The sequence below is a fragment of the Amycolatopsis sp. DSM 110486 genome (genome assembly GCF_019468465.1).
Taxonomy (GTDB): Bacteria; Actinomycetota; Actinomycetes; order Mycobacteriales; family Pseudonocardiaceae; genus Amycolatopsis.
Map to the genome: position 1 here is coordinate 10683835 of NZ_CP080519.1, position 23183 is coordinate 10707017.

Annotated in this window: 21 protein-coding genes and 1 pseudogene; 16 read left to right on the plus strand and 6 right to left on the minus strand. The window is 72.1% G+C overall.

Features of this window, described 5'->3' with window-relative positions:
- Nucleotides 1-59: 59 nt before the first annotated feature.
- Nucleotides 60-1286 (minus strand): annotated as a pseudogene (locus tag K1T34_RS51425) (DUF5685 family protein).
- A 153-nt stretch (nucleotides 1287-1439) separates the two neighbouring features.
- Between K1T34_RS51425 and K1T34_RS51430 the strand changes: the two are divergent.
- The 8 genes from K1T34_RS51430 (at nucleotide 1440) to K1T34_RS51465 (ending at nucleotide 9454) form a co-directional block, all read left to right on the plus strand.
- Entirely contained in the window at nucleotides 1440-1958 is a 519-nt protein-coding gene (locus K1T34_RS51430; RefSeq protein ID WP_220242023.1) for a DUF402 domain-containing protein, read from the plus strand.
- A 140-nt stretch (nucleotides 1959-2098) separates the two neighbouring features.
- Nucleotides 2099-3004 carry an ABC transporter ATP-binding protein gene (locus K1T34_RS51435; RefSeq protein WP_220242024.1) on the plus strand — a complete coding sequence of 302 codons (906 nt, stop codon included), beginning with the start codon at nucleotides 2099-2101 and terminating at the stop codon, nucleotides 3002-3004.
- A 14-nt stretch (nucleotides 3005-3018) separates the two neighbouring features.
- Nucleotides 3019-3756: an ABC transporter permease gene (locus K1T34_RS51440; protein WP_220242025.1), complete on the plus strand. Its 738-nt coding sequence runs from the start codon at nucleotides 3019-3021 to the stop codon at nucleotides 3754-3756.
- A 2-nt stretch (nucleotides 3757-3758) separates the two neighbouring features.
- Nucleotides 3759-5270: a glycosyltransferase family 39 protein gene (locus tag K1T34_RS51445; RefSeq protein ID WP_220242026.1), complete on the plus strand. Its 1512-nt coding sequence runs from the start codon at nucleotides 3759-3761 to the stop codon at nucleotides 5268-5270.
- A 94-nt stretch (nucleotides 5271-5364) separates the two neighbouring features.
- Nucleotides 5365-6891, plus strand: coding sequence for a glycosyltransferase family 39 protein (locus K1T34_RS51450; protein WP_220242027.1), 1527 nt, complete (start codon nucleotides 5365-5367; stop codon nucleotides 6889-6891).
- The gene (locus tag K1T34_RS51455; protein ID WP_220242028.1) at nucleotides 6888-8234 is read left to right on the plus strand and encodes a sensor histidine kinase; all 1347 of its coding nucleotides are present in this window, start codon (nucleotides 6888-6890) and stop codon (nucleotides 8232-8234) included. The genes K1T34_RS51450 and K1T34_RS51455 overlap by 4 nt, the downstream gene beginning before the upstream one ends.
- Nucleotides 8231-8857, plus strand: coding sequence for a response regulator transcription factor (locus K1T34_RS51460; RefSeq protein WP_220242029.1), 627 nt, complete (start codon nucleotides 8231-8233; stop codon nucleotides 8855-8857). The genes K1T34_RS51455 and K1T34_RS51460 overlap by 4 nt, the downstream gene beginning before the upstream one ends.
- Before the next feature lie 21 nt (nucleotides 8858-8878).
- Nucleotides 8879-9454, plus strand: coding sequence for an HD domain-containing protein (locus K1T34_RS51465; RefSeq protein WP_220242030.1), 576 nt, complete (start codon nucleotides 8879-8881; stop codon nucleotides 9452-9454).
- Nucleotides 9455-9458: 4 nt separating this feature from the next.
- Here the strand turns inward: K1T34_RS51465 and thrS are convergent, their stop codons facing one another.
- Both thrS and coaE read right to left on the minus strand, forming a co-directional pair.
- A complete protein-coding gene (thrS, locus tag K1T34_RS51470) occupies nucleotides 9459-10733 on the minus strand; it encodes a threonine--tRNA ligase (RefSeq protein WP_255638182.1) in 1275 nt (424 codons plus the stop codon).
- Between the two features lie 119 nt (nucleotides 10734-10852).
- Nucleotides 10853-12040: a dephospho-CoA kinase gene (coaE, locus tag K1T34_RS51475; RefSeq protein WP_220242032.1), complete on the minus strand. Its 1188-nt coding sequence runs from the start codon at nucleotides 12038-12040 to the stop codon at nucleotides 10853-10855.
- A gap of 215 nt (nucleotides 12041-12255) precedes the next feature.
- On the opposite strand from coaE, the gene K1T34_RS51480 reads away from it, so the two are divergent.
- Nucleotides 12256-12471, plus strand: a complete 216-nt coding sequence (locus tag K1T34_RS51480) for a hypothetical protein (RefSeq protein WP_220242033.1) — start codon at nucleotides 12256-12258, stop codon at nucleotides 12469-12471.
- 98 nt (nucleotides 12472-12569) lie between these two features.
- On the opposite strand, the gene K1T34_RS51485 is transcribed toward K1T34_RS51480, so the two are convergent.
- Both K1T34_RS51485 and K1T34_RS51490 read right to left on the minus strand, forming a co-directional pair.
- The gene (locus K1T34_RS51485) at nucleotides 12570-13559 is read right to left on the minus strand and encodes a GlxA family transcriptional regulator (protein WP_220242034.1); all 990 of its coding nucleotides are present in this window, start codon (nucleotides 13557-13559) and stop codon (nucleotides 12570-12572) included.
- An 18-nt stretch (nucleotides 13560-13577) separates the two neighbouring features.
- A complete protein-coding gene (locus K1T34_RS51490) occupies nucleotides 13578-14018 on the minus strand; it encodes an OsmC family protein (RefSeq protein WP_220242035.1) in 441 nt (146 codons plus the stop codon).
- Between the two features lie 224 nt (nucleotides 14019-14242).
- Between K1T34_RS51490 and K1T34_RS51495 the strand changes: the two genes are divergently transcribed.
- Nucleotides 14243-14875: a TetR/AcrR family transcriptional regulator gene (locus tag K1T34_RS51495; RefSeq protein ID WP_220242036.1), complete on the plus strand. Its 633-nt coding sequence runs from the start codon at nucleotides 14243-14245 to the stop codon at nucleotides 14873-14875.
- Between the two features lie 171 nt (nucleotides 14876-15046).
- Here the strand turns inward: K1T34_RS51495 and rpsA are convergent, their stop codons facing one another.
- Nucleotides 15047-16552, minus strand: coding sequence for a 30S ribosomal protein S1 (gene rpsA / locus K1T34_RS51500; RefSeq protein ID WP_220242037.1), 1506 nt, complete (start codon nucleotides 16550-16552; stop codon nucleotides 15047-15049).
- 302 nt (nucleotides 16553-16854) lie between these two features.
- On the opposite strand from rpsA, the gene K1T34_RS51505 reads away from it, so the two are divergent.
- The 6 genes from K1T34_RS51505 (at nucleotide 16855) to K1T34_RS51530 (ending at nucleotide 23151) form a co-directional block, all read left to right on the plus strand.
- Nucleotides 16855-17727, plus strand: coding sequence for a class I SAM-dependent methyltransferase (locus tag K1T34_RS51505; protein ID WP_220242038.1), 873 nt, complete (start codon nucleotides 16855-16857; stop codon nucleotides 17725-17727).
- 19 nt (nucleotides 17728-17746) lie between these two features.
- A complete protein-coding gene (locus K1T34_RS51510) occupies nucleotides 17747-18670 on the plus strand; it encodes a GNAT family N-acetyltransferase (RefSeq protein ID WP_220242039.1) in 924 nt (307 codons plus the stop codon).
- A 143-nt stretch (nucleotides 18671-18813) separates the two neighbouring features.
- Nucleotides 18814-19545, plus strand: coding sequence for an ABC transporter ATP-binding protein (locus tag K1T34_RS51515; RefSeq protein WP_220242040.1), 732 nt, complete (start codon nucleotides 18814-18816; stop codon nucleotides 19543-19545).
- A gap of 26 nt (nucleotides 19546-19571) precedes the next feature.
- Nucleotides 19572-21467 (plus strand): YhgE/Pip domain-containing protein, encoded by a 1896-nt coding sequence (locus K1T34_RS51520; protein ID WP_220247856.1) that lies wholly within the window; start codon nucleotides 19572-19574, stop codon nucleotides 21465-21467.
- Nucleotides 21464-22036 carry a TetR/AcrR family transcriptional regulator gene (locus tag K1T34_RS51525; RefSeq protein WP_220242041.1) on the plus strand — a complete coding sequence of 191 codons (573 nt, stop codon included), beginning with the start codon at nucleotides 21464-21466 and terminating at the stop codon, nucleotides 22034-22036. Before K1T34_RS51520 ends, K1T34_RS51525 begins: the two co-directional genes overlap by 4 nt.
- Before the next feature lie 287 nt (nucleotides 22037-22323).
- On the plus strand, nucleotides 22324-23151 hold the full coding sequence (locus K1T34_RS51530; protein WP_220247857.1) for a DUF72 domain-containing protein: 828 nt from the start codon (nucleotides 22324-22326) through the stop codon (nucleotides 23149-23151).
- Nucleotides 23152-23183: the final 32 nt, after the last annotated feature.

The window sequence follows — 23183 nt, forward strand, 5'->3', positions numbered from 1 at the left end:
CCCGACAGTTTTCAGCCGAGGCGCCACCACAGGCCTGCTGACCTGGGCCGGAACCCTGTTCAGCAGCCGTCACAGCAGGCGCAGAGCAGCACGCACGGGTCGCAATCGCAGTGGTTCTGCCGCACCTTCCCGGTCCAGGGGCCCGGAAACGGATCGCGGCAGCAGAACTGGCAGCTGCAGCACATGTACGTCGCCACCGCGCAACCCGCGAAGAACCCACGCGGTCGTGACGGCACGGCGAACTTCGGCACCCAGCACCCACCGCCGTCACCGTCCTCGGGCCCGTCCCCGGGCTTGCGCTTCTTCTTCGGCGGCTTCGGCGGAGGCGGGGGCTGAGGCGGCGAAGCGGGCGGCCCTCACCCGGGCTGACCACCGGCCCAGGCACCTCCCGGCGCGGGCGGCACCCCGGGCGGCAGCGGTCCCGGTCCGAGCCACCCGGGCGGCGGCTCCTGCCGGTGCCCGAACGCCCGGGTCACGGCCTGGCGCAGCTCGTGCACCAGGAGCATGTGGACCAACGCCGGCTGCGCGAACGCCGCCTCCCGCACCGCGAGCCCGACCCCGAGCACCGCGTCCTCGGCGAGCCGCCGCGCCTCGGCGAGCCCGGTGCCGGTGACCGTCAGCGGGTTCCAGCTGCCCGCCGCGTCGTCCGCGGGCTGGTCCTCCACCGCGTCGAGCAGGTGCGCGACCCGCCCGAAGAGCCGCCCGGCCTCGGCGAGCGGCGCGACGTTGCCGGGCCGTCCCGCCAGCACGGCCGTCTGCGCGAACGCCGCCGACGCGGCCACCTCGGCCGGCTCGGTGACCAGCAGCAGCGAGTCCCCCGCGGTCACCTCGTGCTCCAGCGTGCCTTGCCGCGTCACCGCATCCACCAGCACCGCCGTGTCGAAGCCGATGCGCGCGCCCTGTGCGGCCCACCGGGCCGCGAGCTTCTTCGCCGGTGTTCGCAGCGCCGCCCGGCCGAGCGCACCATCGCCGTCGGCGACGTGGTCACCGACCTTGGCCGGCGCGAGCACCAGCGACACAGCCGCGGTGAGCTGCGCCCCGTCCCCTCGCGCGACGGACGCCGAACGCATCCCGCGCAACGCGCACGGCCCCGGGTTCCGGCGCCGGCCCGCGGCCTGTGCCTCCACGAGAGCGGAGATCACCAGCGAGTCGTAGTTCGTCACGACCCGCGCGAGGTGTCCGTGCTCGTCGCGCAACGCGAGGCACAGCCCGCACAGGTGCGCGAGCCAGTCGGCGTGCAGCCGCGCGGACAGCCGGTGCCGGCACGGCCGGATGATCCCGAACATGATCCCTCCCCAGGTCCGGGCCAACCTAACCGGCGAACAGGACATCCGGTGCGGAAGTGGCCGAGCCGTGACCACCCCGGCAACCGGGTGGATTTCGCGGACACCCGGCCGCACGGACCGCTCCGGACGCCCCGCGCCCGGCAGGATGGGCGGATGACCGACGTGCACCCGCCGAAGGTGGAGAGCTTCGACCCGGCCGCCGGCGTCAACGTGGACCCCAAGGGCATCGAACGCGAGGTCGAGGAGTTCCGGACCGAGCCGTTCGGGCTGTACCTCGCGCGCCCGACGCCGGGGCGTGAGCAGTTCCGCTACCTCGAATCGTGGCTGCTGCCGGGCCTCGGCCTGCGCATCACCGACTTCTGGTTCAACCCCGGCCACGAACGAGACCAGACCTTCTATCTCGATGTGGTGCGCGTGCGCCGCGAAGGCACCCGGTGGTTCTCCACGGACCTCTACCTCGACCTCGTGCTCAAGGACAAGGTCTCCGTGCGGGTGATCGACTCCGACGAGCTGCTCGCCGCCGTCTCGGCGGGCCTGCTGCCTCAGGCCGAAGGCGAGTACGCGCTCGAAACCGCCTACGCCACCGTGGAAGGGCTGGCCGCGCACGGCTACGACCTCGCGGCCTGGCTGTCCACAAAGGACATCACCGCCGCCTGGCGCCGGCACCCCTAGGGGACCCGGGTCCACCGATCGGTGGATGCCCGCCGCCTGGCGGTGGATGCCGGTTGTGGCCGTTCCGGCGATCCGCCGCACCCCTTCCCCACGGGACTCTTCTTCAGCACAGACGAAGAGTTCGAGAGGGGACGGCGGACATGCCGGTGATCGAGGTCCAGCACCTCCACAAGACCTACGGGGACAAGGTGGCGGTGGACGACGTGTCGTTCACCGTCGAGCGGGGCGAGATCTTCGGGATCCTCGGCCCGAACGGCGCGGGCAAGACCACCACGGTCGAATGCCTGGAAGGCCTGCGCACGCCCGCCGGCGGCACGCTGTCGGTGCTCGGGCTCGACCCGCGGCGCGACCGGCACGAGCTGCGCCAGCGCCTGGGCGTGCAGCTTCAGGAGAGCCGGCTGCCCGACCGGTTGCGGGTGGACGAGGCGCTGGAGCTTTACTCGTCCTTCTACCGCAAGCCGGCGGACACCGAGCGGCTGCTCGGCCTGCTCGGGCTCACGCACCAGCGCGACACCGCCTACAAGAAGCTTTCGGGCGGGCAGCAGCAGCGCCTGTCGATCGCGCTCGCGCTCGTCGGCAGCCCCGAGATCGCGGTGCTCGACGAGCTCACCACGGGCCTCGACCCGCAGGCCCGCCGCGACACGTGGGACCTGGTCGAGGCGGTGCGCGACGAGGGCGTGACCGTCGTGCTCGTCACCCACTTCATGGAGGAGGCCGAGCGCCTCTGCGACCGCATCGCCGTGATCGACTCGGGCCGCGTCGTCGCCATCGACACGCCCGCCGGGCTGGTCCGCCAGGTCGGCGACGAGCAGCGCATCCGGTTCCGCCCGTCGGCGCCGGTCGACCTCGCACAGCTCGAAGCGCTGCCCGACGTGCTCGAGGTCGAACGCCACGGCTCGCAGCTCGTGGTCACGGGGCGCGCCACCGCGCTGCAGACCGTGACGTCGTTCCTCGCCCGCAACCAGGTGCTCGCGGGCGACCTGCGCGTGGACCAGGCGAACCTCGACGACGCCTTCGTCGCGCTGACCGGCCGGAAACTGGACTGAGGGGAAGAGGAGAAATGCTCACGAAGATGACCGCCGTCGAGGCGAAGCTGTTCCTGCGCGACCCGGGGGCACCCGTCACCGTGGTCGGCATCCCGCTGGCGCTGCTGCTCGTGTTCGGCCTGATGCCGGGTTCGAGCAAGCCCAGCGCCGAGTTCGGCGGCCACGCGCCTCTGCCGACCCTGATCGCGCCGATGGCCGTGGCGATCCTCATCGCGATGCTCGCGGTGATGATGTTCCCGGCCGCCGTGGCCACCTACCGCGAGAAGGGCGTGCTCAAGCGCCTTTCGGCCAGCCCCGTGCCACCCGGACGGCTGCTCGCCGCACAGCTGCTCGTGAACCTCGCCGCCGCCGCGGTCGCGATCCTGCTCGTCCTGGGGGTGGGCAGGATCGCGCTCGGCATGGCGCTGCCGGAGAACCTCGGCGGGTTCCTGCTCGTGATGGTGCTCGGCGCACTGGCGCTGTTCTCCGTCGGCACGCTGATCGCGGCGCTCGCGCCCACCAACCGCGCGGCCAGCGGCATCGGCGCCGCGGCGTTCTTCCCGATGCTCGCGCTCGGCGGCGTCTGGGTGCCGAAGGAGCAGCTCCCGCCGGTGCTGCAGCACGTGGCCGACGTCCTGCCGCTGGGCGCGACCATCAACGGCCTGCGCGAAGCGGCCGCCGGGAACTCGCCCGAGCTGCTGCAGCTCGGTTCGCTCGTCGCCTTCGCCGTGGTCTGCTCGGCGATCGCGGCCCGCACCTTCCGGTGGGAGTGAGCATGTCCGTGACGACGCTGCCGGCCGCCCGGCGCGTGGCCGCCCCGTTCGCCCGTGTCCCGGTGTTCGTGCTTGCCGGCCTGCTCGGCGCGGCGCTGCTGCTCACCGCCGGCCGCTACGGCTACATGGGCGACGAGCTCTACTCCCTCGCCGCCGGCAGGCACCTGGCCTGGGGCTACGTGGACCAGCCGCCGATGCTGCCCCTGCTGGCGCGGGCCATGGACACGATCGCGTCCGGCTCGGTCTTCGTGCTGCGGCTCCCGGCGATGCTCGCGATGGTCGCGTCGGTGGTGTTCGCCGCCCTGATCGCCCGCGAGCTCGGCGGTCGCGCGAAGGCCCAGACCCTGACCGCGGCCACGTGTGCGGTCAGCACGCAGTTCATCGCGTCGGGCCACTACCTGGCCACCTCGACGCTGGACCCGTTCCTGTGGACCGTGGTGATCTGGCTGCTGGTCCGCTGGATCCGCACCCGCAGCGACAACCTGCTGCTCTGGGCCGGGGTGGTCACGGCCGTGGCGCTGTACGTGAAGTTCCTGATCGGCGGCTTCTGGGCCGTCGCGATCATCGCGCTGCTGGTCTTCGGGCCTCGGGAGCTGCTGCGCCGCCCGAAGCTGTGGATCGGCGCGGCCATCGCGGTGGCCGCGCTCGTCCCGACGTTGATCTGGCAGGCGACGCACGGCTGGCCGCAGCTCGGCATGGGCGAGGCGATCTCGGCCGAGGTGGACCAGACGTGGGGCGGGCGCCTGCTGTGGCTGCCTTCGGCGCTGCTCACCGCCGGGTTCCCGATCGGGATCGTGCTCCTCTGCTACGGCCTGTGGCGCCTGCTGCGCTCGCAGCAGCTGATGCCGTACCGCTTCCTGGCGTGGACCACGCTCGGCCTGGCCCTGGTGTTCGTGGTGGTCAACGGCCGGTCGTACTACATCGCCGGCATGTTCGCGCCGTGCTGGGCGGCGGCCGCCGTCGAGCTGGAGACGGGCCGGGCCTCGCGCTGGTGGCGCTGGCTCGCGACCTGGCCGGTGTACGTCGTCGCGGTGCTACTGGCCCTGCCGATCTCGCTGCCGGTGTGGCCGAAGCCGTGGCTCGCCGCGAACCCCGCGCTGCCGTCGCCGACGTTCGCGTTCGCCGAGATCGGCTGGCCGCAGGCCGCGCGCTCAGTGGCGGACCAGTTCGCGAAGCTGCCCGACCCGGCGCACACGGCCCTGGTCGGCGAGTCCTACTGGTCAGCGAGCGCGCTCGAGGAGTACGGCCGCCCGCTGGGCCTGCCCGAGCCCGCGAGCCCGAACCGCGGCTACGCGACGCTGGTCGTGCCGCCGGACTTCGACACCAGCGTGCTCTACGTCGGCGCCGACCCGCGGCCGCTGCTCGGCCACTTCACCGACCTGCGCCAGATCGGAAAGGTCGACACCGGCACGGCCCTGCCGAGCGTCGCCGACGACACGCCGCTGTGGCTCGCCACCGGGCGCCGGCAGCCGTGGCAGCAGATCTGGCCGCACTTGGTGAACACGCACAGCTGACCCCGGTGTGCCCGGCGCCACACACCAGCCGGTGGCGCCGGGCCACGGCCCGTAGGGTGCCGCGCAGCGGGCCCGGACAGCAGCAGGGAGCACGATGGACGCCGTGACCACGGCAGGCACACCGACCAGGCACGACACGGCCGTCACCGAGTTCGCCCGGCGTCCGGTCGCGCTGCTCGCGGCCGGGACCGCGGCGATCCTGCTGGCCACGGCCGGCCGGTACGGCTACTTCGGCGACGAGCTGTACTTCCTCGCCGCCGGCAAGCACCTGTCATTCGGGTACGCCGATCAGCCCCCGGTGCTGCCGCTGCTCGCCGCGCTGATGGACGCGATCGCGCCGGGCTCGCTGGTGGTGTTCCGGCTGCCGGCGATCCTCGCTACCGCCGCCGGGGTCGTGGTGACCGCGCTGATCGCGCGTGAGCTCGGCGGCGGCCGGAAGGCTCAGACGCGAGCAGCCGCCGCGTACGCGATGTGCGGCCAGTTCGTGGGCAGCGGCCACTACCTCGCCACGTCGACGGTCGACCCGCTGCTGTGGACGCTGGTTCTCTGGCTTCTCGTCCGCTGGCTGCGCACCCGCGACGACAATCTCCTGCTGTGGCTGGGCCTGGTCACCGCCGTGGCACTCAACGTGAAGTTCCTGATCGGCGCGTTCTGGGCCATCACCGCCGTGACGGCGCTCGTCTTCGGCCCGCGCGAGCTGCTGCGCCGCCCGAAGCTCTGGGCCGGCGCGGGGATCGCCGCGCTCGCGTGCGTGCCGACTCTGCTGTGGCAGTCGCTCAACGGCTGGCCCCAGCTGGGCATGGGCGACGCGGTTTCGCACGAGGTCGCCGAAGCAGGCGGGCGCGCGGAGTTCCTGCCGGGTCTGCTCGCCGGCGCCGGACTCGTGATCGGCGCGCTCGGCGTCTGCTACGGCCTCGGTGTGCTGCTCGCCGCGCGAAGCCTGCGGCCGTACCGGTTCCTCGGCTGGACGGCGATCGGCGTGGTCGCGGTGTTCCTCGTCGCAGGCGGCCGCTTCTACTACGCCGCCGGCATGTTCCCGATCCTGTGGGCCGCCGCGGCCGTGCACCTGCAGGACCGCCGGCCCGCCCTGTGGTGGCGGTGGGTGCCGACGTGGCCGGTCTTTGTGCTGTCAGCGCTCTACAGCCTCCCGTACGCGTTGCCGGTGTGGCCGGCGCAGTGGCTCGTGGAGCACCCCGACGCGCCGCATCCCGCGTACGCGACCGAAGAGGTCGGCTGGCCGGACCTCGCGACCTCCGTCGCGGACGTGTACCGGCTGCTGCCACCCGAGCAGCGCTCGCACACCGCGCTCGTGACCGCGGGCTACTGGCAGGCGGGCGCGCTCGACCGTTACGGCCCGGAGGCCGGTCTCCCGGAGGCCTACAGCGGCAGCCGCGGCTTCTGGTACTTCGGAAGACCGGCCGACGACGCCGACACTGTGCTGTTCGTGGGCGCCGACCCCGCGAAGCTCGCGCCGCACTTCCGCGACGCCCGCGTCGTCGGCTCGGTGCGGAACCGCCTGGGCGTGCCCAACGCCAGCGAGCACCTCCCGATCTGGCTGCTCACCGGTCGCACGGAAAGCTGGCCGGTGGTCTGGCCCCAGGTGAAAGATCTGAAGGCATGAGTTCGGAAGACGCGCGGGACGTGAAGCTCGATTGGCGGGGCTCACTCCTGGCGCCCCTGTCACCGCGTGAAGGGGATCCTCCGCTGCGGTGGCACTCGTGGTTCAACCGCGCCGAGACGACCGCCCCGTTCGTGCTGCTGGCGATCCCCACCGTGCTGAGCCTGCTGCGGCTCGACCAGACGGGCGCCCACCGGCTCACCACGCTCGCGATCGCCGCCGGCGCCGCGGTGTGGCTCCTGCTGACCCACAAGCTGCCCAGCGACCGGGTGCGCGAGAACGCCGCCTTCGCGGCGCTGAGCTTCGTCGGCGTCGTCAGTTTCGGCTCGGTACTCGAAGCGCGCGAGACGTACTTCTTGATCTTCATGGTGCACGGCTTCTTCGCGGCCATGCGGTTGCGGCCGCTGGTGATGTCGATCCTCGGCGTGGCCGTCACGTCGCTGCTCATCAACACCGTCGCCAACGGCGGCCCGATCGAGGCGCTGGCCACGGCCCCGGCGATCTGGGTGACGCTGGTGATCGTGCAGACGGCCGCGATCGGCGGAGGCGGCGCAGTGTTCGCGGCCGTCGGCAGGCAGAGCGCCGAACGCAAACGGGCGCTCGACAAGCTCGCCGCCGCCGAGGCCGAAAACCGGGGCCTGCAACGGCAACTGCTCACCCAGGCGCGCGAAGCCGGCGTGCTCGACGAGCGGCAGCGGCTGAGCCAGGAGATCCACGACACGCTTGCCCAGGGCTTCACCGGGATCATCACGCAGCTCGAAGCCGCCGCCCAGGCCCGGGAAAACCCCGCCGAGTGGCAGCGGCACCTCGACACCGCGAAGGCGCTCGCGCGCGAGAACCTGACGGCGGCGCGGCGGTCCGTGCACGCGTTGCGGCCGGAGCCGCTGGAGTCGGCGACGCTGCCCGACGCGCTCGCCGAGGTGGCGCGGCTGTGGAGCGAGCGCACCACCGTGCCCGCCGCGTTCTCGACCACGGGCACGGCCGAGGCGCTGCACCCCGAGATCGAGGCGACGCTGCTGCGGATCACGCAGGAAGCACTGTCCAATGTGGCCAGACACGCCCGGGCCGGCCGCGTGGGGCTCACGTTGTCGTACATGGGCGACGAGGTCACGCTCGACGTTGTCGACGACGGCGTCGGCTTCGATCCCGAAAACCCGCCCCCGAGCGAAGGCGGCTTCGGGCTGCCCGGCATGCGAAGCCGCGTGCAACGGCTCGCGGGCACGCTGCACGTGGAGTCGGAACCCGCTGGCGGCACGGCGATCTCGGTGAACCTGCCCGCCGTGCCGGCTGCCACACTGGGCGGGCTGAAGGACGGCGGGATCGACCACGAGGGGGCGTCAGCATGACCGTCACGCTGCTCATCGCCGACGACCACCCGATCGTCCGCGACGGCCTGCGCGGCATCTTCACCGGCGAGCACGGGTTCGAGGTACTCGGCGAAGCCGCGAACGGCGCCGAGGCCGTGACCCTCGCGGTGTCGCTCAAGCCCGACGTGGTGCTGATGGACCTGCGCATGCCGGGCACCGACGGCGTCTCCGCCATCACCGAACTCGCCCGCCTCGGCAACCCGGCGCGCGTGCTGGTGCTGACCACGTACGACACCGACTCCGACGTCCTGCCCGCCATCGAGGCCGGCGCCACGGGCTACCTGCTCAAGGACGCACCGCGCGAGGAGCTGTTCCGCGCCGTGCGCGCGGCGGCCCGCGGCGAGGCCGTGCTCTCCCCCGCCGTCGCGAGCCGGCTCATGGGCCAGATGCGCGCGCCGGCGAAGGAGCCGTTGTCGCAGCGCGAGATCGAGGTGCTCACGCTCGTCGCGCGCGGCTCCACGAACAAGGACGCGGCGAAGAAGCTCTTCATCAGCGAGGCGACGGTGAAGACGCACCTGATCCACGCGTACGCGAAGCTCGGCGTGAAAGACCGGGCCGCCGCGGTGGCGGTGGCGTTCGAACGAGGCCTGCTCGGCGGCTGATTCCTGTGGTTGGCTGAGCGCATGTTCCCCGAGACGCCCGCCACCGCGGCCGCGCTGACCGTGGCCACGCGGTTCTGCTCGGCCGCGCTGCTCAACCACTCCGTCCGCTCGTACCTCTGGGGCGCGCACTACGCGGCCGCCCAGGGGATCGCCTTCGACGACGAGCTGTACTACGTGTCGGCCCTGCTGCACGACCTCGCGCTCACGGCCGAATTCGACAACCACGGTCTCCCGTTCGAGACCGCCGGCGGCCACCTGGCCTGGGTGTTCGGGGCCGCGGCGGGGTGGCCGGCCGAGCGCGCCGCGCACGTCGAGGAGATCATCCTTCTGCACATGCGCGACGACGTCGCCGCGACCGCCGATCCCGAATCCCATCTGCTGCAGGTCGCGACGAGCTGGGACGTCTCCGGCCGGCGCCCGGAGGAGTTCCCGCCCGACGTGCGGACGCCGATCCTCACGCACTACCCGCGGCTCGGCTTCGGCGCGGAGTTCCTGGCGTGCTTCGAGGACCAGGCGGCGCGCAAGCCCGACAGCGCGGCGGGCGGGGCCGTCGCGAGCGGGATCGCGGCCCGGATCGCCGCGAACCCGCTCGGCTGACGAGTCAGAGCCACAGCACCGCGCCGCGGGCGGCGACTCGTTCGGCGACCGCGGCCACGAAGTCCGCCGCCGGTAACGGATCCAGGCGCCGGGCGTCGCGCAGCCGGGGTGCGACGAGGTCCGCCTCGGCCTCCCGGTTGCCAATCACCGCCTGGTACGGCACGAGCCGGTGGTCCCGGATCCGCGCGCCCAAGCTCCCCTGGTCGGGCGAGGAGAGCTCCACCCGCAGACCGGCTTCCTGACCGCGGCGCACGAGCGCGCAAGCCCCCGGCAGCTCAGCCTCCGAGACCGGCAGCACCACCACCTGCACCGGGGCGAGCCACGGCGGCAAGGCCCCGCCGTGCTCTTCGAGCAGCTGCGCCATCGCGCGTTCCAGGCTGCCCAGAAGGCTGTGGTGCACCAGCACCGGCCGGTGGACGGCGCCGTCAGGGCCGACGTACCCGAGGTCGAACCGCTCGGGCTGGTGGAAGTCCACCTGGACGGTGGAGAGGGTGGCCGAACGCCCGGCGCTGTCGGTGACCTGGACGTCGACCTTCGGGCCGTAGAACGCCGCTTCGCCCGGCGCCACGTCGTAGTCGAAGCCCTGCAGCGCCTCGACGAGCAGGGCTTCGGCGCGCGCCCAGTGCTCGGCGGAGCCCACGTAGTCCCCCGAGCCGCCGGCGAGCGAGAGCCGGTAGCGCGCCGGGCGCAGCCCGAGGTCCGCGTGGACGCGGCGGATGCGCTCCAGCGCACCGCGGGCCTCGTCGGCGACCTGGTCGAGGCGGCAGAACAGGTGGGCGTCGTTGAGCTGGATCGCGCGCACCCGGCCGAGCCCGCCGAGTACCCCGGACAGCTCCGCGCGGTACATCCCGCCCAGCTCGGCGATCCGCAGCGGCAGCTCGCGGTAGCTGCGCGCTCGGGAGCGGTAGATCAGCGCGTGGTGCGGGCACAGGCTGGGCCGCAGCACGAGCTGCTCGCCGCCGACGTCCAGCGGCGGGAACATGTCGTCGCGGTAGTGCGCCCAGTGCCCCGAAATCTCGTACAGCTCGCGTTTGCCGAGCACCGGTGAGTACACGTGGCGGTAGCCCGCGCGGCGCTCGACATCGCGGACGTACTCCTCCAGCTCGTGCCGGATCACGGCCCCGTCGGGCAGCAGGTAAGGCAGGCCTGCGCCGAGCAGCGGGTCAGTGCCGAACAGGCCGAGCTCACGGCCGATCCTGCGGTGGTCGGGCATCGGGGTCTCCTCGTGGACGGCCGAGGCGGAAACCCGTGGGACACGACGAAGCCCCGGGGTGACCACCCCGGGGCTTGGTTCGCTCAGGTTTCAGCGCGCCGGGACGGTGTCCGGCGTCGTCGTGCTGGCCGAGCGCTGCATGCCGGCGACGCTAGCAGCGCCACCGCCGGCCGCGCACCCGGATTTCACGGCTGCCACGACGTCTGCTCGGCCCAGATCCCGGCGCGGGTGAACGCGTCGTTGACCCAGCCCTGCTTGGCGTCGGCGTAGTCCGCGACGGTGCCGTCGGCCGAGTGCTCGCGCGCGAGCTGCTCCTTCACCGCCGCGTACGCGTCGCGCTCGGCCGGGTTCGCGCGGATCCAGTCGCGGAACAGCAGCGCGAGGCGCCACGCCGGGGTCTCGGGCGTACGGACGTGCAGATTCACCGGGCGCTTCGGGTCGGCACCCACGTGGAGGCGCTTCGGCCACGGCGCGGCGGAGCCGTCCTGCGGGTCGTCCCACCAGTCGCCCTCCAGCCGGGGGAAGCCGGCGTCGGCCAGCGGTTCGGCGAGCGCGTCGGCGTCGGCCGGCGTGGGAACGGTCAGCTGCAGGTCGAGGACGTCCTTGGCGGGCAGGCCGGGCACGGCGGTGGACCCGATGTGGTCGGCGCGCAGCAGCCGCTCCCCCGCGATCTGCCGCAGGCGCGCGAGCCGGCGTTCGGCCTGCAACGGCCACGTCGGGTCGGAGGGCACGATCACGGGCGACATCGGCGGGCGCGGCTTGCGCAGCCGCAGGTTGGCCTCGAACGGCACCAGCCGGTCGGCCCACAGCGCGTCGACCTCGGCGAGCACGCCGTCCTGCGGGCCGCCGTTGTCGAGCCAGACGTCGGCGATCGCGCGGCGCTGCTCGTCGCTGGCCTGCGCGCGGATCCGCGCCCGCGCGTCGGCCTCCGCCATGCCACGCGCCTCCACGAGCCGGCGCACGCGGACCTCCACGGGCGCGTCGACGATCACCACGAGGTGGTACGCCGGCGCCAGGTTGCCCTCCACGAGCAGCGGGATGTCGTGGACGATCACCGCGTCGTCGGCTGCCTCGGCCATCAGCTCGGCCGTGCGCGCCCCGACGAGCGGGTGCACGATCCCGTTGAGGCGCTTGCGCGACGCGTCGTCGGCGAACGCCTTCGCGGCCAGCGCCGGACGGTCGAGCGACCCGTCAGCGGACAGGATGTCCTCGCCGAACGCCTCGACCAAGGCCGCCAGCCCAGGCGTGCCCGGCTCCACGACCTCACGCGCGATCCGGTCGGAGTCCACCAGCACGGCACCGTGCTCCGCGAACCGGTTCGCCACCGTCGATTTCCCCGCGCCGATCCCGCCCGTCAGACCCACTCGCAGCATGACCTCACCCTAGCCAGACCCGTGCGCCACCCGATCAGGGGACGTCAGAGCCCTGCACGTGCACTCGCACGGGTAGAGGCACACCCCAAGTCGAAAATCAAGGACATTGTCCGGAACTGGCTGACTGATCCGGGTGACACGCCGGGCGGCTCCCCGGATTTACCGGCGCGATTGCGTACCGTGCGCGGCGGAAGGGTCGCCCACACGGAGGAACGATGGCGGAAAAGCACGTCGGCAAGCACCGGCTCGGAACGCCGGGACTGGTGCACTGCGTCGGCTACCGCCCCGTGGCGGAAGCCCTCGCCGAATACCGGCGCACGTGGCTCAGTGCCCTCCTCGTACCCGCCCAGCACAGCTTCGCCGGCCTCCGCCGCCGCGCCCGTGCCGCGGCGCTGGAACGCATCTGGGTTCCGGTCGTCTCGACCTCCTAGCTTCGCCGCGCGCACGCCGTCACGTGACCCGGTCACCGCGGCGAGAACTTGGACCCGCACGTCGCGTGACTTCAGCTGTCCCAGGACCTTGCGCTGTGCTAGCGGCCCGCACCGGCCAACGCCGGTGTGCCCGTGGTCCGGAAGCGGGCCCGGTAGGCGCTCGGCGGCACCCCCAGCTCCCGCGTGAACACCCGGCGCAGCGTCTCCGCCGAGCCGAACCCCGTGCGGCGCGCGACCACGTCGAGCGGGTCCGTGCCCGTCTCCAGCAGCTGCCGCGCGGCCTCCAGGCGCGTGCTCTCCACGAACCGGGCGACCGAGGTGCCCATCTGATCGCGGAACAGCCGCGTGAGGTGGCGGACGCTGACGCCCGCGTCGTCGGCGAGCAAAGACAGGCTGTGGTCGGCCGACGGGTCGGCCGTGATGCGGTCCATGATCCCGCGCAGCAGATCGTTGCGCGCGGGCTGGGCCGCCAGGCGCACGCTGAACTGCGACTGCCCGCCGGGCCGCTGCAGGAACACCACGAGGTGCTTCGCGACGAGCCGCGCGGCCTCGGAGCCGAGGTCCTCCTCCACGAGGGCCAGCGACAGGTCGATGCCGGAGGTGACGCCGGCCGAGGAGATCACCGAACCGTCGCGCACGAAGATCGCTTCGCAGTCCACCTCGACGCCGGGGTAACGGCGCGCGAGCTGGTCGGCGAGCTCCCAGTGCGTGGCCGCGCGGCGGCCCTCCAGCAGCCCGGCGGCGGCGAGCGTGAAGGCGCCCGCGCACACCGACGCCGTGCGCCGCGCCTGGCGGGAAAGGCGGCGGACCTCGTCGAGCAGGTGCTCGTCGGTCACGGTGATCTGCCAGTTCGGGCTGCCCGGCACCACGAGCGTGCCGCCCTCGACGTCGACGTCCTCTAGCGCCACGTCGGCACCCAGGCGCGTACCGGTGGTGGTGCGCACGTCGGTGCCGCCCGGCGACGCGGTGAGCAGCTCGTAGTGCGCGCCGTGCTCGTTGGCCATCCCGAACACCTCGAGCGGCCCGGTCACGTCCAGGAGCCGCACCGCGTCGTAGACGACCACGACAACCCGCTCGCTTCGCTCCATGGCGCGCACCCCGTTTCCTCAGACCAGCTTGGTCTGGACGTCGATCTCGTGCTCCAGCGTGCGGTGCACGGGGCACTTGTCCGCGATCTCCAGCAACCGCGTGCGCTGCTCTTCGTCGAGGTCACCCTCGAGTTCGATCTCGCGGCTGATGCGGCTGACCATGCCCACCTCGGTCTCGCAGCGCTCGCAGTCGCGCGCGTGGATGCGGTCGTGGCGCAGCCGGACGGTCACGTTCGCCAGCGGGATGTTCTTGCGGTCCGCGTACATCCGCAGCGTGATCGCCGTGCAGGAACCCAGCGCGCCGAGCAACAGGTCGTACGGAGTCGGGCCGCTGCCGTCGCCGCCGACCGACTTGGGCTCGTCCACGACGAGCTCGAAACCGCCCGCGGTCACGTGCTGAGTGAAGCGGCCTTCGCCTGCTTCACTGACGACAACAGTGCCCGGTTCCGGCTCAGTCATCCGGTTCGCCTCCTGGTCGGGGTTCTCGACGGTGCCGCTGCACCACTGCAGCTAACCGAACGTCGCTTGTGGACGAAGTGGTGCCACGCCGTGGCGAGGTCCACAGGACGAAGATCCCACAGATCCGGCCGCATGGCGAAGTTCCCAAGCGAGCGCGAATATCGTATCTTCGGCAGGCGAGACGCGGACCTGTCCTGCGCGCACGGGCGAAGGGGGTAACGGTCGTGGCCACCCGCCATCTGTCGACGCAACCTGCCGACCAGCACAACCGGAGCCGCTTCCTCGACGCCGCCCTCAACGTGCTCACCGACCGCGGCGTCGCCGGCCTCACCGTGCGCGGCGTGGCCGAGGCGGCCGGGGCGTCCACCATCACCGTCTACACGCGCTTCGGCGGCCGCACCGGCCTGCTCGACGCGCTGTACGAGCGCGCGTTCGACCTCCTGCGCGACGAGCTGCTCGACGTGCCACCGGAGACCGACGACGGCGTCGCGGACCTGCTCGAGGTCGCGCTGGCCTACCGCCGCTTCGCGCTGGAAAGCCCGGCCCGCTACGCGATGATGTTCGAACGCTCGGTCCACGGCTACGACCCGGACCCGGAGCTGCGCACGGCGGTGCTGCGCACGACGTTCGCGATGTTCGTCGGCAAGATCCGCCGCATCGGCGATCCCGGCAGGGACTCGCGCGACTACGGCTATCTGCTGTGGACGTCGATGCACGGTCTGGTCAGTGTCGAGCTCACGATTCGCTCGCAGACGCCGCTGAGCGACTGGTTCATCGAGCCGACCGACGAAGCCAACGAGGTCATGTACCGCACCGGAGTGCTGTCGATGATCACCGGGCTCGGCCTCCACAACTGACACCGCCCCACGCCACCGCGCCGGCCGGGTTCTGTCGACCTTCCTCCACCCCGACCTCGGGATCGTCCACTTCGAACACCTTGAGCGCAGACGAAAAACACCGCGGCCCCGGTCCGAACTGGACCGGGGCCGCGGTGTCAGAGCTCAGTGGTGCTCAGCGTCAGGCGTGACTCAGCCCTGGCCGCCCGACAGCTTCTCGCGCAGAGCCGCGAGCTGCTCGTCGCTGGCCAGCGTGCCGCCGCTCTTGGCCTCGGCCGGAGCGGAGGTGTACGTCTGGTCGCCGCCCCCGCTGCCACCCTCGATGCCGGTGGCGGCGTCGGCAGCGGCTTCGGCGTCGGCCTCGGCAGCCTTCTTGACCTGCGCCATGTGGGCCTCGTAGCGCGTGAGGGCCTCGGCGTACTGCCGCTCCCACTCCTCGCGCTGCTTGTCGAAGCCGTCCTGCCACTCCTGGGTGTCCGGGTCGAAGCCTTCGGGGTAGATGTAGTTGCCCTCGGGGTCGTACTCGGCGGCCATCCCGTACTGGGTCGGGTCGAACTCGGTCTCGGCCGTGACGCCCTCGTTGGCCTGCTTCAGCGACAGCGAGATGCGACGGCGCTCAAGGTCGATGTCGATGACCTTGACCATGACGTCGCCGTTGACCTGGACGACCTGCTCCGGGATCTCCACGTGGCGCTCGGCCAGCTCGGAGATGTGCACCAGGCCCTCGATGCCCTCCTCGACGCGCACGAACGCACCGAACGGGACGAGCTTGGTGACCTTGCCCGGCACGATCTGGCCGATCGCGTGGGTGCGGGCGAACTGGCGCCACGGGTCTTCCTGGGTCGCCTTCAGCGACAGCGAGACGCGCTCGCGGTCCATGTCGACGTCCAGAACCTCGACCGTGACCTCCTGGCCGACCTCGACGACCTCGGACGGGTGGTCGATGTGCTTCCAGGACAGCTCGGAGACGTGCACCAGGCCGTCGACGCCACCCAGGTCCACGAAGGCACCGAAGTTGACGATGGAGGACACGACGCCCTTGCGGACCTGGCCCTTGGCGAGGTTGTTGAGGAACTCGCTGCGGACCTCGGACTGCGTCTGCTCGAGGTAGGCGCGGCGGGACAGGACCACGTTGTTGCGGTTCTTGTCCAGCTCGATGATCTTCGCCTCGAGCTCGCGGCCGACGTACGGCTGCAAGTCGCGCACACGGCGCATCTCGACCAGCGAGGCGGGAAGGAAGCCGCGGAGGCCGATGTCCAGGATGAGACCACCCTTGACGACCTCGATGACGGTGCCCTTGACGGGCTCGTCCTTCTCCTTGAGCTCTTCGATCGTGCCCCAGGCGCGCTCGTACTGAGCGCGCTTCTTGGACAGGATCAGGCGGCCTTCCTTGTCCTCCTTCTGGAGAACGAGAGCTTCGACCTCATCGCCGACGGAGACAACCTCAGCCGGGTCGACATCGTGCTTGATGGAAAGCTCGCGCGAGGGGATGACACCCTCGGTCTTGTAGCCGATGTCGAGCAGGACCTCGTCGCGGTCGACCTTGACGATCGTGCCTTCAACGATGTCGCCATCGTTGAAGTACTTGATGGTCTTGTCGATAGCCGCGAGGAAGTCTTCCTCCGACCCGATGTCGTTGATGGCGACCTGCGGGGCCCTGGTGGGGGCGGTCGGGGCGGTGGCGGTGTCGGTGGTCATTAGGCGGGTTGCTCCGGTGGATGGGATCGTAGGGTGTTTGGTTGGCAGCGCGTCCGGGCGCGAATACGGGACATGCGACGACCTCACGAGCAACGTCCACCAGTGAACGACCGCGGCATGACCCGCAAACAGTGCGCTCCCCCGGCAAGTGAAGACCCAGGCAGCGCGAACCCACTGCGCTAACACGTATCGTACGCGGGCCCCGGTAGGGCACACAATCAGGGTCCCCACAGCTCCCGGTACCCTTCCGGCAACGATTCGGCCGGCGCCGGCATTCCCCGTCATTCCCGGAAGGACCCAGCATGTCCGACCACTCGGCAGCCCCCGCATCGGACACAGCCGACACAGCCGACCGCCACGCCCACGCCGAGCTGCAGCTCGGCACGGCCGGCGTCGCGTACCGCACGGTCGCCGGCGGCGAGGCGGCCGCGGCGAACCTCGCCTGGTGGGACGCCGACGCCGACGACTACCAGGCCACCCACGGCGAGTTCCTGGGCGACGCCGACTTCGTCTGGTGCCCGGAGGGCGTGCGCGAGGAGGACGTGCGGCTGCTCGGCGACGTCCGCGGCCGGCGGGTGCTGGAGGTCGGCTGCGGCCAGGCAGCGTGCTCGCGCTGGCTCTCCTCGGCGGGAGCCGACGCCGTGGCGACCGACCTGTCCGGCGGGATGCTGCGCCACGCGCACGAGGGCAACGAGCGCACCGGCGTCACGGTGCCCCTGGTCCAGGCCAACGCCGAGTACCTGCCGTTCGCCTCGGGCAGCTTCGACGCCGCGTGCTCCGCGTTCGGCGCGCTGCCGTTCGTGCCCTCGCTCGCGACGGTGTTCGCCGAGGTGCACCGCGTGCTGCGCCCGGGTTCGCCGTGGGTGTTCTCGGTGACCCACCCGATGCGGTGGATCTTCCCCGACGACCCGGGCCCGCTGGGGCTCACCGTCACGCAGCCGTACTTCGACCGCACGCCGTACGTGGAGGTCGACGACGACGGCGAGGCCACCTACGTCGAGTACCACCGCACGCTCGGCGACTACGTGCGCGCGCTGGCCGCCGGCGGCTTCGCGCTCGAGGACCTGCTGGAGCCCGAGTGGCCCGAGGGCCACACGCGCACGTGGGGCCAGTGGAGCCCGCTGCGCGGCAAGCTCTTCCCCGGCACGGCGATCTTCCGCACGCGCCGCTCCTGAGCGGCTACGCTGCGCTTTCGTGGCCACCACCGAACCCGCGGCGCGGTTCGCCGCGCTCGACCCGCTGCTGCCGCCGCCCGCGCCGTCGATCAGCGACGCCGCCGGCGAGCGGGTCGGCGCGGTGACGGGGGCGGGCGCGCGCGTGTCCGGGGTCGTGCAGCGCCACCGCCACGGCCCCGGCGACACTCCCCTGCTGTGGTCGGCCGCGCAGGTGTGGCAGCTGTTCCCCGACCCGGACACCGCCGGCACCGAGGGGTTCGACCTCCTGCTGGGCGAGCTGCGGTCCCTCGTGGACACCGAGCCGGCCGAAGCCGACTCCGCGTGCGTCGTGAACTGGCCGAGCCGCGACGCGGAGGCGATCCGGGCGTTCCTCGACCACGGGCTCGCCCCGATGTCCGCGCTCGCCGTGCGGACGGACCCGCCGCCGGCCGCGCCGGATGCCGCCGGCACCGACGGGATCGCCGTGCGCCCGGCCGGGCCGGCCGACTTCGACACCGTGCTCCGGCTGTGCGCGGCCACGTTCGACTACACCGGGCTGGTGGCGCACCGCCGTCGCGACCAGACGGCGGAATTGCTGGCGCCCGCGCTGCGCCGCGCGCTCGACGAACCGGCCACCTGGCTCGCGGAAGCCGGCGGCCGTCCGGTGGCGCTCGCCCAGTGCGCGTGGGTGGACTCGGCTCCCGGCACCGAGGCTGCCGAGCTCCTGCCGCCGGGGCTGTGGGCGTACGTGAACAACGTCGTGACCGCGCCCGGCCACCGCGGCGGCGGGATCGGGCGCGTCCTCATGGACCGAGTGCACCGCGAGCTGCTGCGTTCCGGCACGGTCGGCGCGTACCTCTACTACAACCCGATGAACCCCCTGTCCTCGGTGTTCTGGCACCGGCAGGGCTATCGTCCACTGTGGACGTCGTGGGAAGCCCACCCGGCGACCGCGCTGCGCTGACCAGGACCGCTCACCGGGACACCGCCACCCCGGTCGTGTGACGTGCGGCCACCCGCCTTGCCGCCCGTTGATCATGTGCGCTAGGTTTTTGCACTGACCGGTCAGTTCAAAAGTCCGGTCAGTGGAGAAATTGGAGTGTCCCCGTGCAGGTACGAGCCGACCGGGTGTCCCTGGAGGGCCCCCACGGCACACTGTTGCCACCCACCTCGCTGACCGTCGAGGACGGCTACGTGACGCTGGTCCACGGCGAGCCCGGCGTCGGGATCACCGCGCTCGGCCTCGCGCTGGCCGGCCGCGTCAAGCCGAGCACCGGCACGGTCACCGCCGACGTCCCCGGCCTGCTGCGCGACCTCGTCGCCGTGGTCGACGCCCCGGGCGTGAGCGAGCCCGACGAGGCGCTGCCGCTGCGCGTGGTCGCCGGCGAGGAGCTCGCCCTGGCGCACCGGCCCGCAGGCAAGGAGGACGTGGCGCGCTGGCTCACCGAGCACGACGCCGCCCCCTTCGCCGGCACCCGCTTCGAGAACCTCGAGCCCGCGCTGCGCACCCGGCTGCTCGCCGAGCTGGCCGCGGAGCGCACCGGCGTGCGCGTGCTCGTGCTCGACACCCCCGACCGGCACACGAGCCTCGTCGAGACGTGGACCGCGGTCGCCGAGGAGCACGCGAAGCGCGGCCTCGCCGTCGCCGTGCTCACCGCGACGACACCCGCGTCCGCCCTCCCGTACCCCCCGGCGCGCATCGGGTCGACCGACCAGCCCGGGCCGGTGCGCCTGCTCCCCCGCATCGAGGAGCCCACCGGCGAAAAGCCCGCTGCCGAAGAGCCCGTCGTCGAAAAGCCCGCCGCTGCAAACGTCAGCGCTGAAGGAGAACCGGCATGACCGCCCCCGACAAGCGCGCCGGCGGCCTGAACGCCTTCCGCATCGCCCTCAACGAACTGCGCCGGCTCTCGGCCGGCACGCTGCCGAAGCTGGCGATGGCCGCGCTCGTGCTGGTTCCGCTGCTCTACGCGTCCTTCTACCTGTACGCGAACTACGACCCGTACGGCCGCCTCGACAAGCTGCCCGCCGCCGTGTTCACCAGCGACGCCGGTGCGAAGGACTCGACGGGTGCCACGCGCAACGTCGGGCGTGAGGTGACCGACGAACTCGCGAAGTCCGGCACCTTCCAGTGGCACGAAGTGTCCGAAAAGGACGCCCGCGACGGCGTGCGCGACGACAAGTACTCCTTCGCCATCGGCATCCCGCGCGACTTCTCCACCGCGCTGCTGTCGTCGGGCAACTTCACGCCCCAGCAGGCCACGATCACGCTGACCACCAACGACGCCAACAACTACCTCGCGGGCACCATCGCGAAGCAGGTGGCCGACCAGGTGCGCAAGACCATCGCCGAGAAGGTGGGCGGCGAGGCGGCCGACCGGTTCCTCGTGGGCTTCTCCACGATCTACGGCAAGATCTCCGACGCCGCCAACGGCGCGAAGCAGCTCGCCGACGGCGCCGCGCAGCTGCAGACCGGCCAGCACCAGCTCGCCGACGGGGCGAGCCAGCTCGCCACCGGCTCCGGCACGCTCGCGACCGGGCTGAACACGCTGAAGACGAGTACCGCGCAGCTGCCGAGCCAGACCCAGCAGCTCGCGACCGGTGCCGGCCAGGTCGCCGACGGCAACCAGCAGGTGGCCGACGCCGCCTCGCTCGCCGCGTCCGCGTCGGCCGACATCCAGGGCAAGCTCGACGGCTACCGGACCCGGCTCGACACCGACCTGCACAACGCGGGCCTGTCCGACACCCAGGTCAACGGCATCCTGGCTCAGCTCGACCAGCTGCGCTCGCCCGTCGACCAGGCGAACACCAAGATCCAGTCGGCCAACGGCGACCTCGCCAAGCTGGCGAGCGGTGCCCGTCAAGTGTCGGACGGCGCGCACCAGCTCGCCTCGGCCACGCCGCAGCTGACCAGCGGGATCGCGCAGGCGTCCGACGGCGCCAACCAGCTACGGGACGGCGCGGCGAAGCTCGACGACGGGGAGAAGACCGCCGTCACGGGCACCGACCAGCTCGCGAGCGGCGCGAACCAGCTGCGCGACGGGCTGTCCTCGGGCCTGTCGCAGATCCCGAACCCGGACGACCCGACGCGCACCGCCACGGCGAACACCATCGCCGACCCGGTCGCGGTCACGGCCAACGGCGTCGCCTCCGCGGGCACGTACGGCGCGGGCTTGGCCCCGTTCTTCATCTCGCTGGCCACGTGGATCGGCGCGTTCGTGCTGTTCCTGCTCATCCGCCCGCTGTCCACGCGGGCGCTCACCGCGGGCGCCGCGCCGCTGCGGGTGGCGCTCGGCGGCTGGCTGTCGTCGGCCGTGCTCGGCATCGCGCAGGTGATCGTGCTGTTCGCCGCGGTGACGTGGCTGGTCGGCATCCACATCGCGCACCCGTTGGGCGCGATCGGGTTCGCGATCCTCGTCTCGCTGGCGTTCACGTCGGTGGTGCACGCGCTCAACGCGTTCTTCGGCGCCGTCGGCAAGTTCCTCGGGCTGGTGCTGCTGGTGCTGCAACTGGTGAGCGCGGGCGGCACGTTCCCGTGGCAGACGATCCCCGACGCGCTCTACCCGCTGCACGTCGTGCTGCCGATGGGCTACGCCATCGACGGCTTCAGGCACCTGCTCTACTCCGGCGCGTCGCTGCAGATCCTCGGTGACGTCGGGGTGCTGCTGGCCTACCTCGTCGGCGGGATCGTGCTGTCGACGCTGGCGGCCCGCAAGCACCGGGTCTGGACGGTGTCGGCGCTCAAACCCGAGCTCAGCCTGTGAGGGAGACGACCAAGCGGAAGCTCTTCGAGGCGACCCTGCGGCTTTCGGCCAGCAGGGGCCTCGTGGGGCTGACGGTGGACGAGATCGCGACCGAGGCCGGCGTCGCCAAGGGCACGGTGTACTACAACTTCGGGTCCAAGGACGGGCTGGTCGACAGCCTGCTCCGTTTCGGCGTCGACCTGCTGGCCGGGCGCCTGCGCGCGGCTGTGACCGACGGCGAGCCGCTCGACGTCATCGAAGCGCAGGTCGACACGACGCTGCAGTTCATCGCCGAGTACCCGGGGTTCTCGCAGATCGTGGTGAGCGAGCTGTGGCGCACGCCGGGCCAGTGGCACGACACGCTGGCGCTGCTGCGCGAAGAGATCATCTCGATCGTGAAGGGGCAGCTGCACCGCCTCGACGAGGCCGGCCGGCTGCCCGCGGGCGTCGCCATCGAGACCGCGGCGGCTGGCCTGTTCGGGACGATGCTGGTCGTCGCGCTCGACTGGCAGGTCTTCCAGCCCGCCCGCACCCGGGCCGACGTGCGCGACTCGGTGATGGTGCTGATCCGGGGCCTCGGCCGCGGCTGAGACCCCGGACTGTTCTTTCGCGCGCCGGGTCAGCCGCAGTTGGCGCAGCAGCCGCAGCCCTTGCCGGTGCACGCGGCGCAGCAGCCGTGGCGCATGACGAACTTGAAGAGCCGCTTGATCATCTCTCGGTCCTCCGCTATCGATCGACACCTGCGCATGTCACGCTAAGTGAGGCGGCCGTGACGCGGGTACCGCTGACCGGGCGGGTGACCCGGGTGAATCACCTCACGGAGGCGGCCGGCGCGCCCGCTAAGCTCGCCCGCGTGAAACTCCACGTCGGCTGCGCGATGTGGACGCACGCGCCCTGGCAGCGCCGGCTCCTGCCGCACCCCCTGGCACCCCGCGAGCGCCTCCGCGCGTACGCGACGTGGTGCAACGCGGTCGAGGGCAACACGACGTTCTACGCCACGCCGTCCCGCACCACGGTCGAGACCTGGGCCGAGCAGACGTCCGCCGATTTCCGCTTCGTGCTCAAGCTGCCGAAGCCGATCACGCACGAACGCGGTCTCGGCGACGTCGACGCGGTACTGGCCACGTTCCTCGCGGCGATCGAGCCACTGGGCGAGCGCGCCCACACGCTGTGGATCCAGCTCCCGCCGTCGTTCTCGCCGGAGGCCCTCGGCGCCCTCGCGGGTTTCCTGCGGCGCTTGCCCCGCGAGTACCGCTACGCCGTCGAGGTCCGCGACCGCGCCTTCTTCGAAGACGCGCGCGCCGCCCAGGCCCTGGAACGCGTCCTCGCCGGCGCCGGCGCCGAGTGGATCACCTTCGACACCACTGTGTTGTTCTCCCAGCCGCCGACATCCGAAGCCGAGCAGGAGGCGTGGCTCAAGAAGCCCCGCATGCCCCGGCGGATCCGCGCCCTGACCGCCGACCCCGTCGTCCGCTACATCGGCCGCGACGACCCCGATGAGACGGCCGCCGGCTGGCGCCCCTGGGCCGACGCCGTGGTGCACTGGCTGCGCGAAGGCCGCTCACCCACGGTCTTCCTCCACACCCCGGACAACGCCGACGCGCTGCTTCTGGCCCGCCGCTTCCACGACGAGGTGCGGGCGCGCGTTCCCGAACTGGCGCCCCTCGCCGAGCCGATGCCGGTGGGACCACCGACGCTGTTCTGAGCCGGACTGTCCACACAGGATCTGCGGCCTCA

Bases quoted from the DNA above. Each gene is read 5' to 3' on its own strand.
- K1T34_RS51485 (WP_220242034.1), bottom strand. From the start codon at position 13,559: ATGGAGCGAAGCGAGCGGGTTGTCGTGGTCGTCTACGACGCGGTGCGG.
- K1T34_RS51505 (WP_220242038.1), top strand. From the start codon at position 16,855: ATGTCCGACCACTCGGCAGCCCCCGCATCGGACACAGCCGACACAGCC.
- K1T34_RS51480 (WP_220242033.1), top strand. From the start codon at position 12,256: ATGGCGGAAAAGCACGTCGGCAAGCACCGGCTCGGAACGCCGGGACTG.
- K1T34_RS51530 (WP_220247857.1), top strand. From the start codon at position 22,324: ATGTGGACGCACGCGCCCTGGCAGCGCCGGCTCCTGCCGCACCCCCTG.
- K1T34_RS51450 (WP_220242027.1), top strand. From the start codon at position 5,365: ATGGACGCCGTGACCACGGCAGGCACACCGACCAGGCACGACACGGCC.
- K1T34_RS51490 (WP_220242035.1), bottom strand. From the start codon at position 14,018: ATGACTGAGCCGGAACCGGGCACTGTTGTCGTCAGTGAAGCAGGCGAA.
- K1T34_RS51465 (WP_220242030.1), top strand. From the start codon at position 8,879: ATGTTCCCCGAGACGCCCGCCACCGCGGCCGCGCTGACCGTGGCCACG.
- K1T34_RS51435 (WP_220242024.1), top strand. From the start codon at position 2,099: ATGCCGGTGATCGAGGTCCAGCACCTCCACAAGACCTACGGGGACAAG.
- K1T34_RS51445 (WP_220242026.1), top strand. From the start codon at position 3,759: ATGTCCGTGACGACGCTGCCGGCCGCCCGGCGCGTGGCCGCCCCGTTC.
- K1T34_RS51440 (WP_220242025.1), top strand. From the start codon at position 3,019: ATGCTCACGAAGATGACCGCCGTCGAGGCGAAGCTGTTCCTGCGCGAC.
- K1T34_RS51455 (WP_220242028.1), top strand. From the start codon at position 6,888: ATGAGTTCGGAAGACGCGCGGGACGTGAAGCTCGATTGGCGGGGCTCA.
- K1T34_RS51460 (WP_220242029.1), top strand. From the start codon at position 8,231: ATGACCGTCACGCTGCTCATCGCCGACGACCACCCGATCGTCCGCGAC.
- coaE (WP_220242032.1), bottom strand. From the start codon at position 12,040: ATGCTGCGAGTGGGTCTGACGGGCGGGATCGGCGCGGGGAAATCGACG.
- rpsA (WP_220242037.1), bottom strand. From the start codon at position 16,552: ATGACCACCGACACCGCCACCGCCCCGACCGCCCCCACCAGGGCCCCG.
- K1T34_RS51430 (WP_220242023.1), top strand. From the start codon at position 1,440: ATGACCGACGTGCACCCGCCGAAGGTGGAGAGCTTCGACCCGGCCGCC.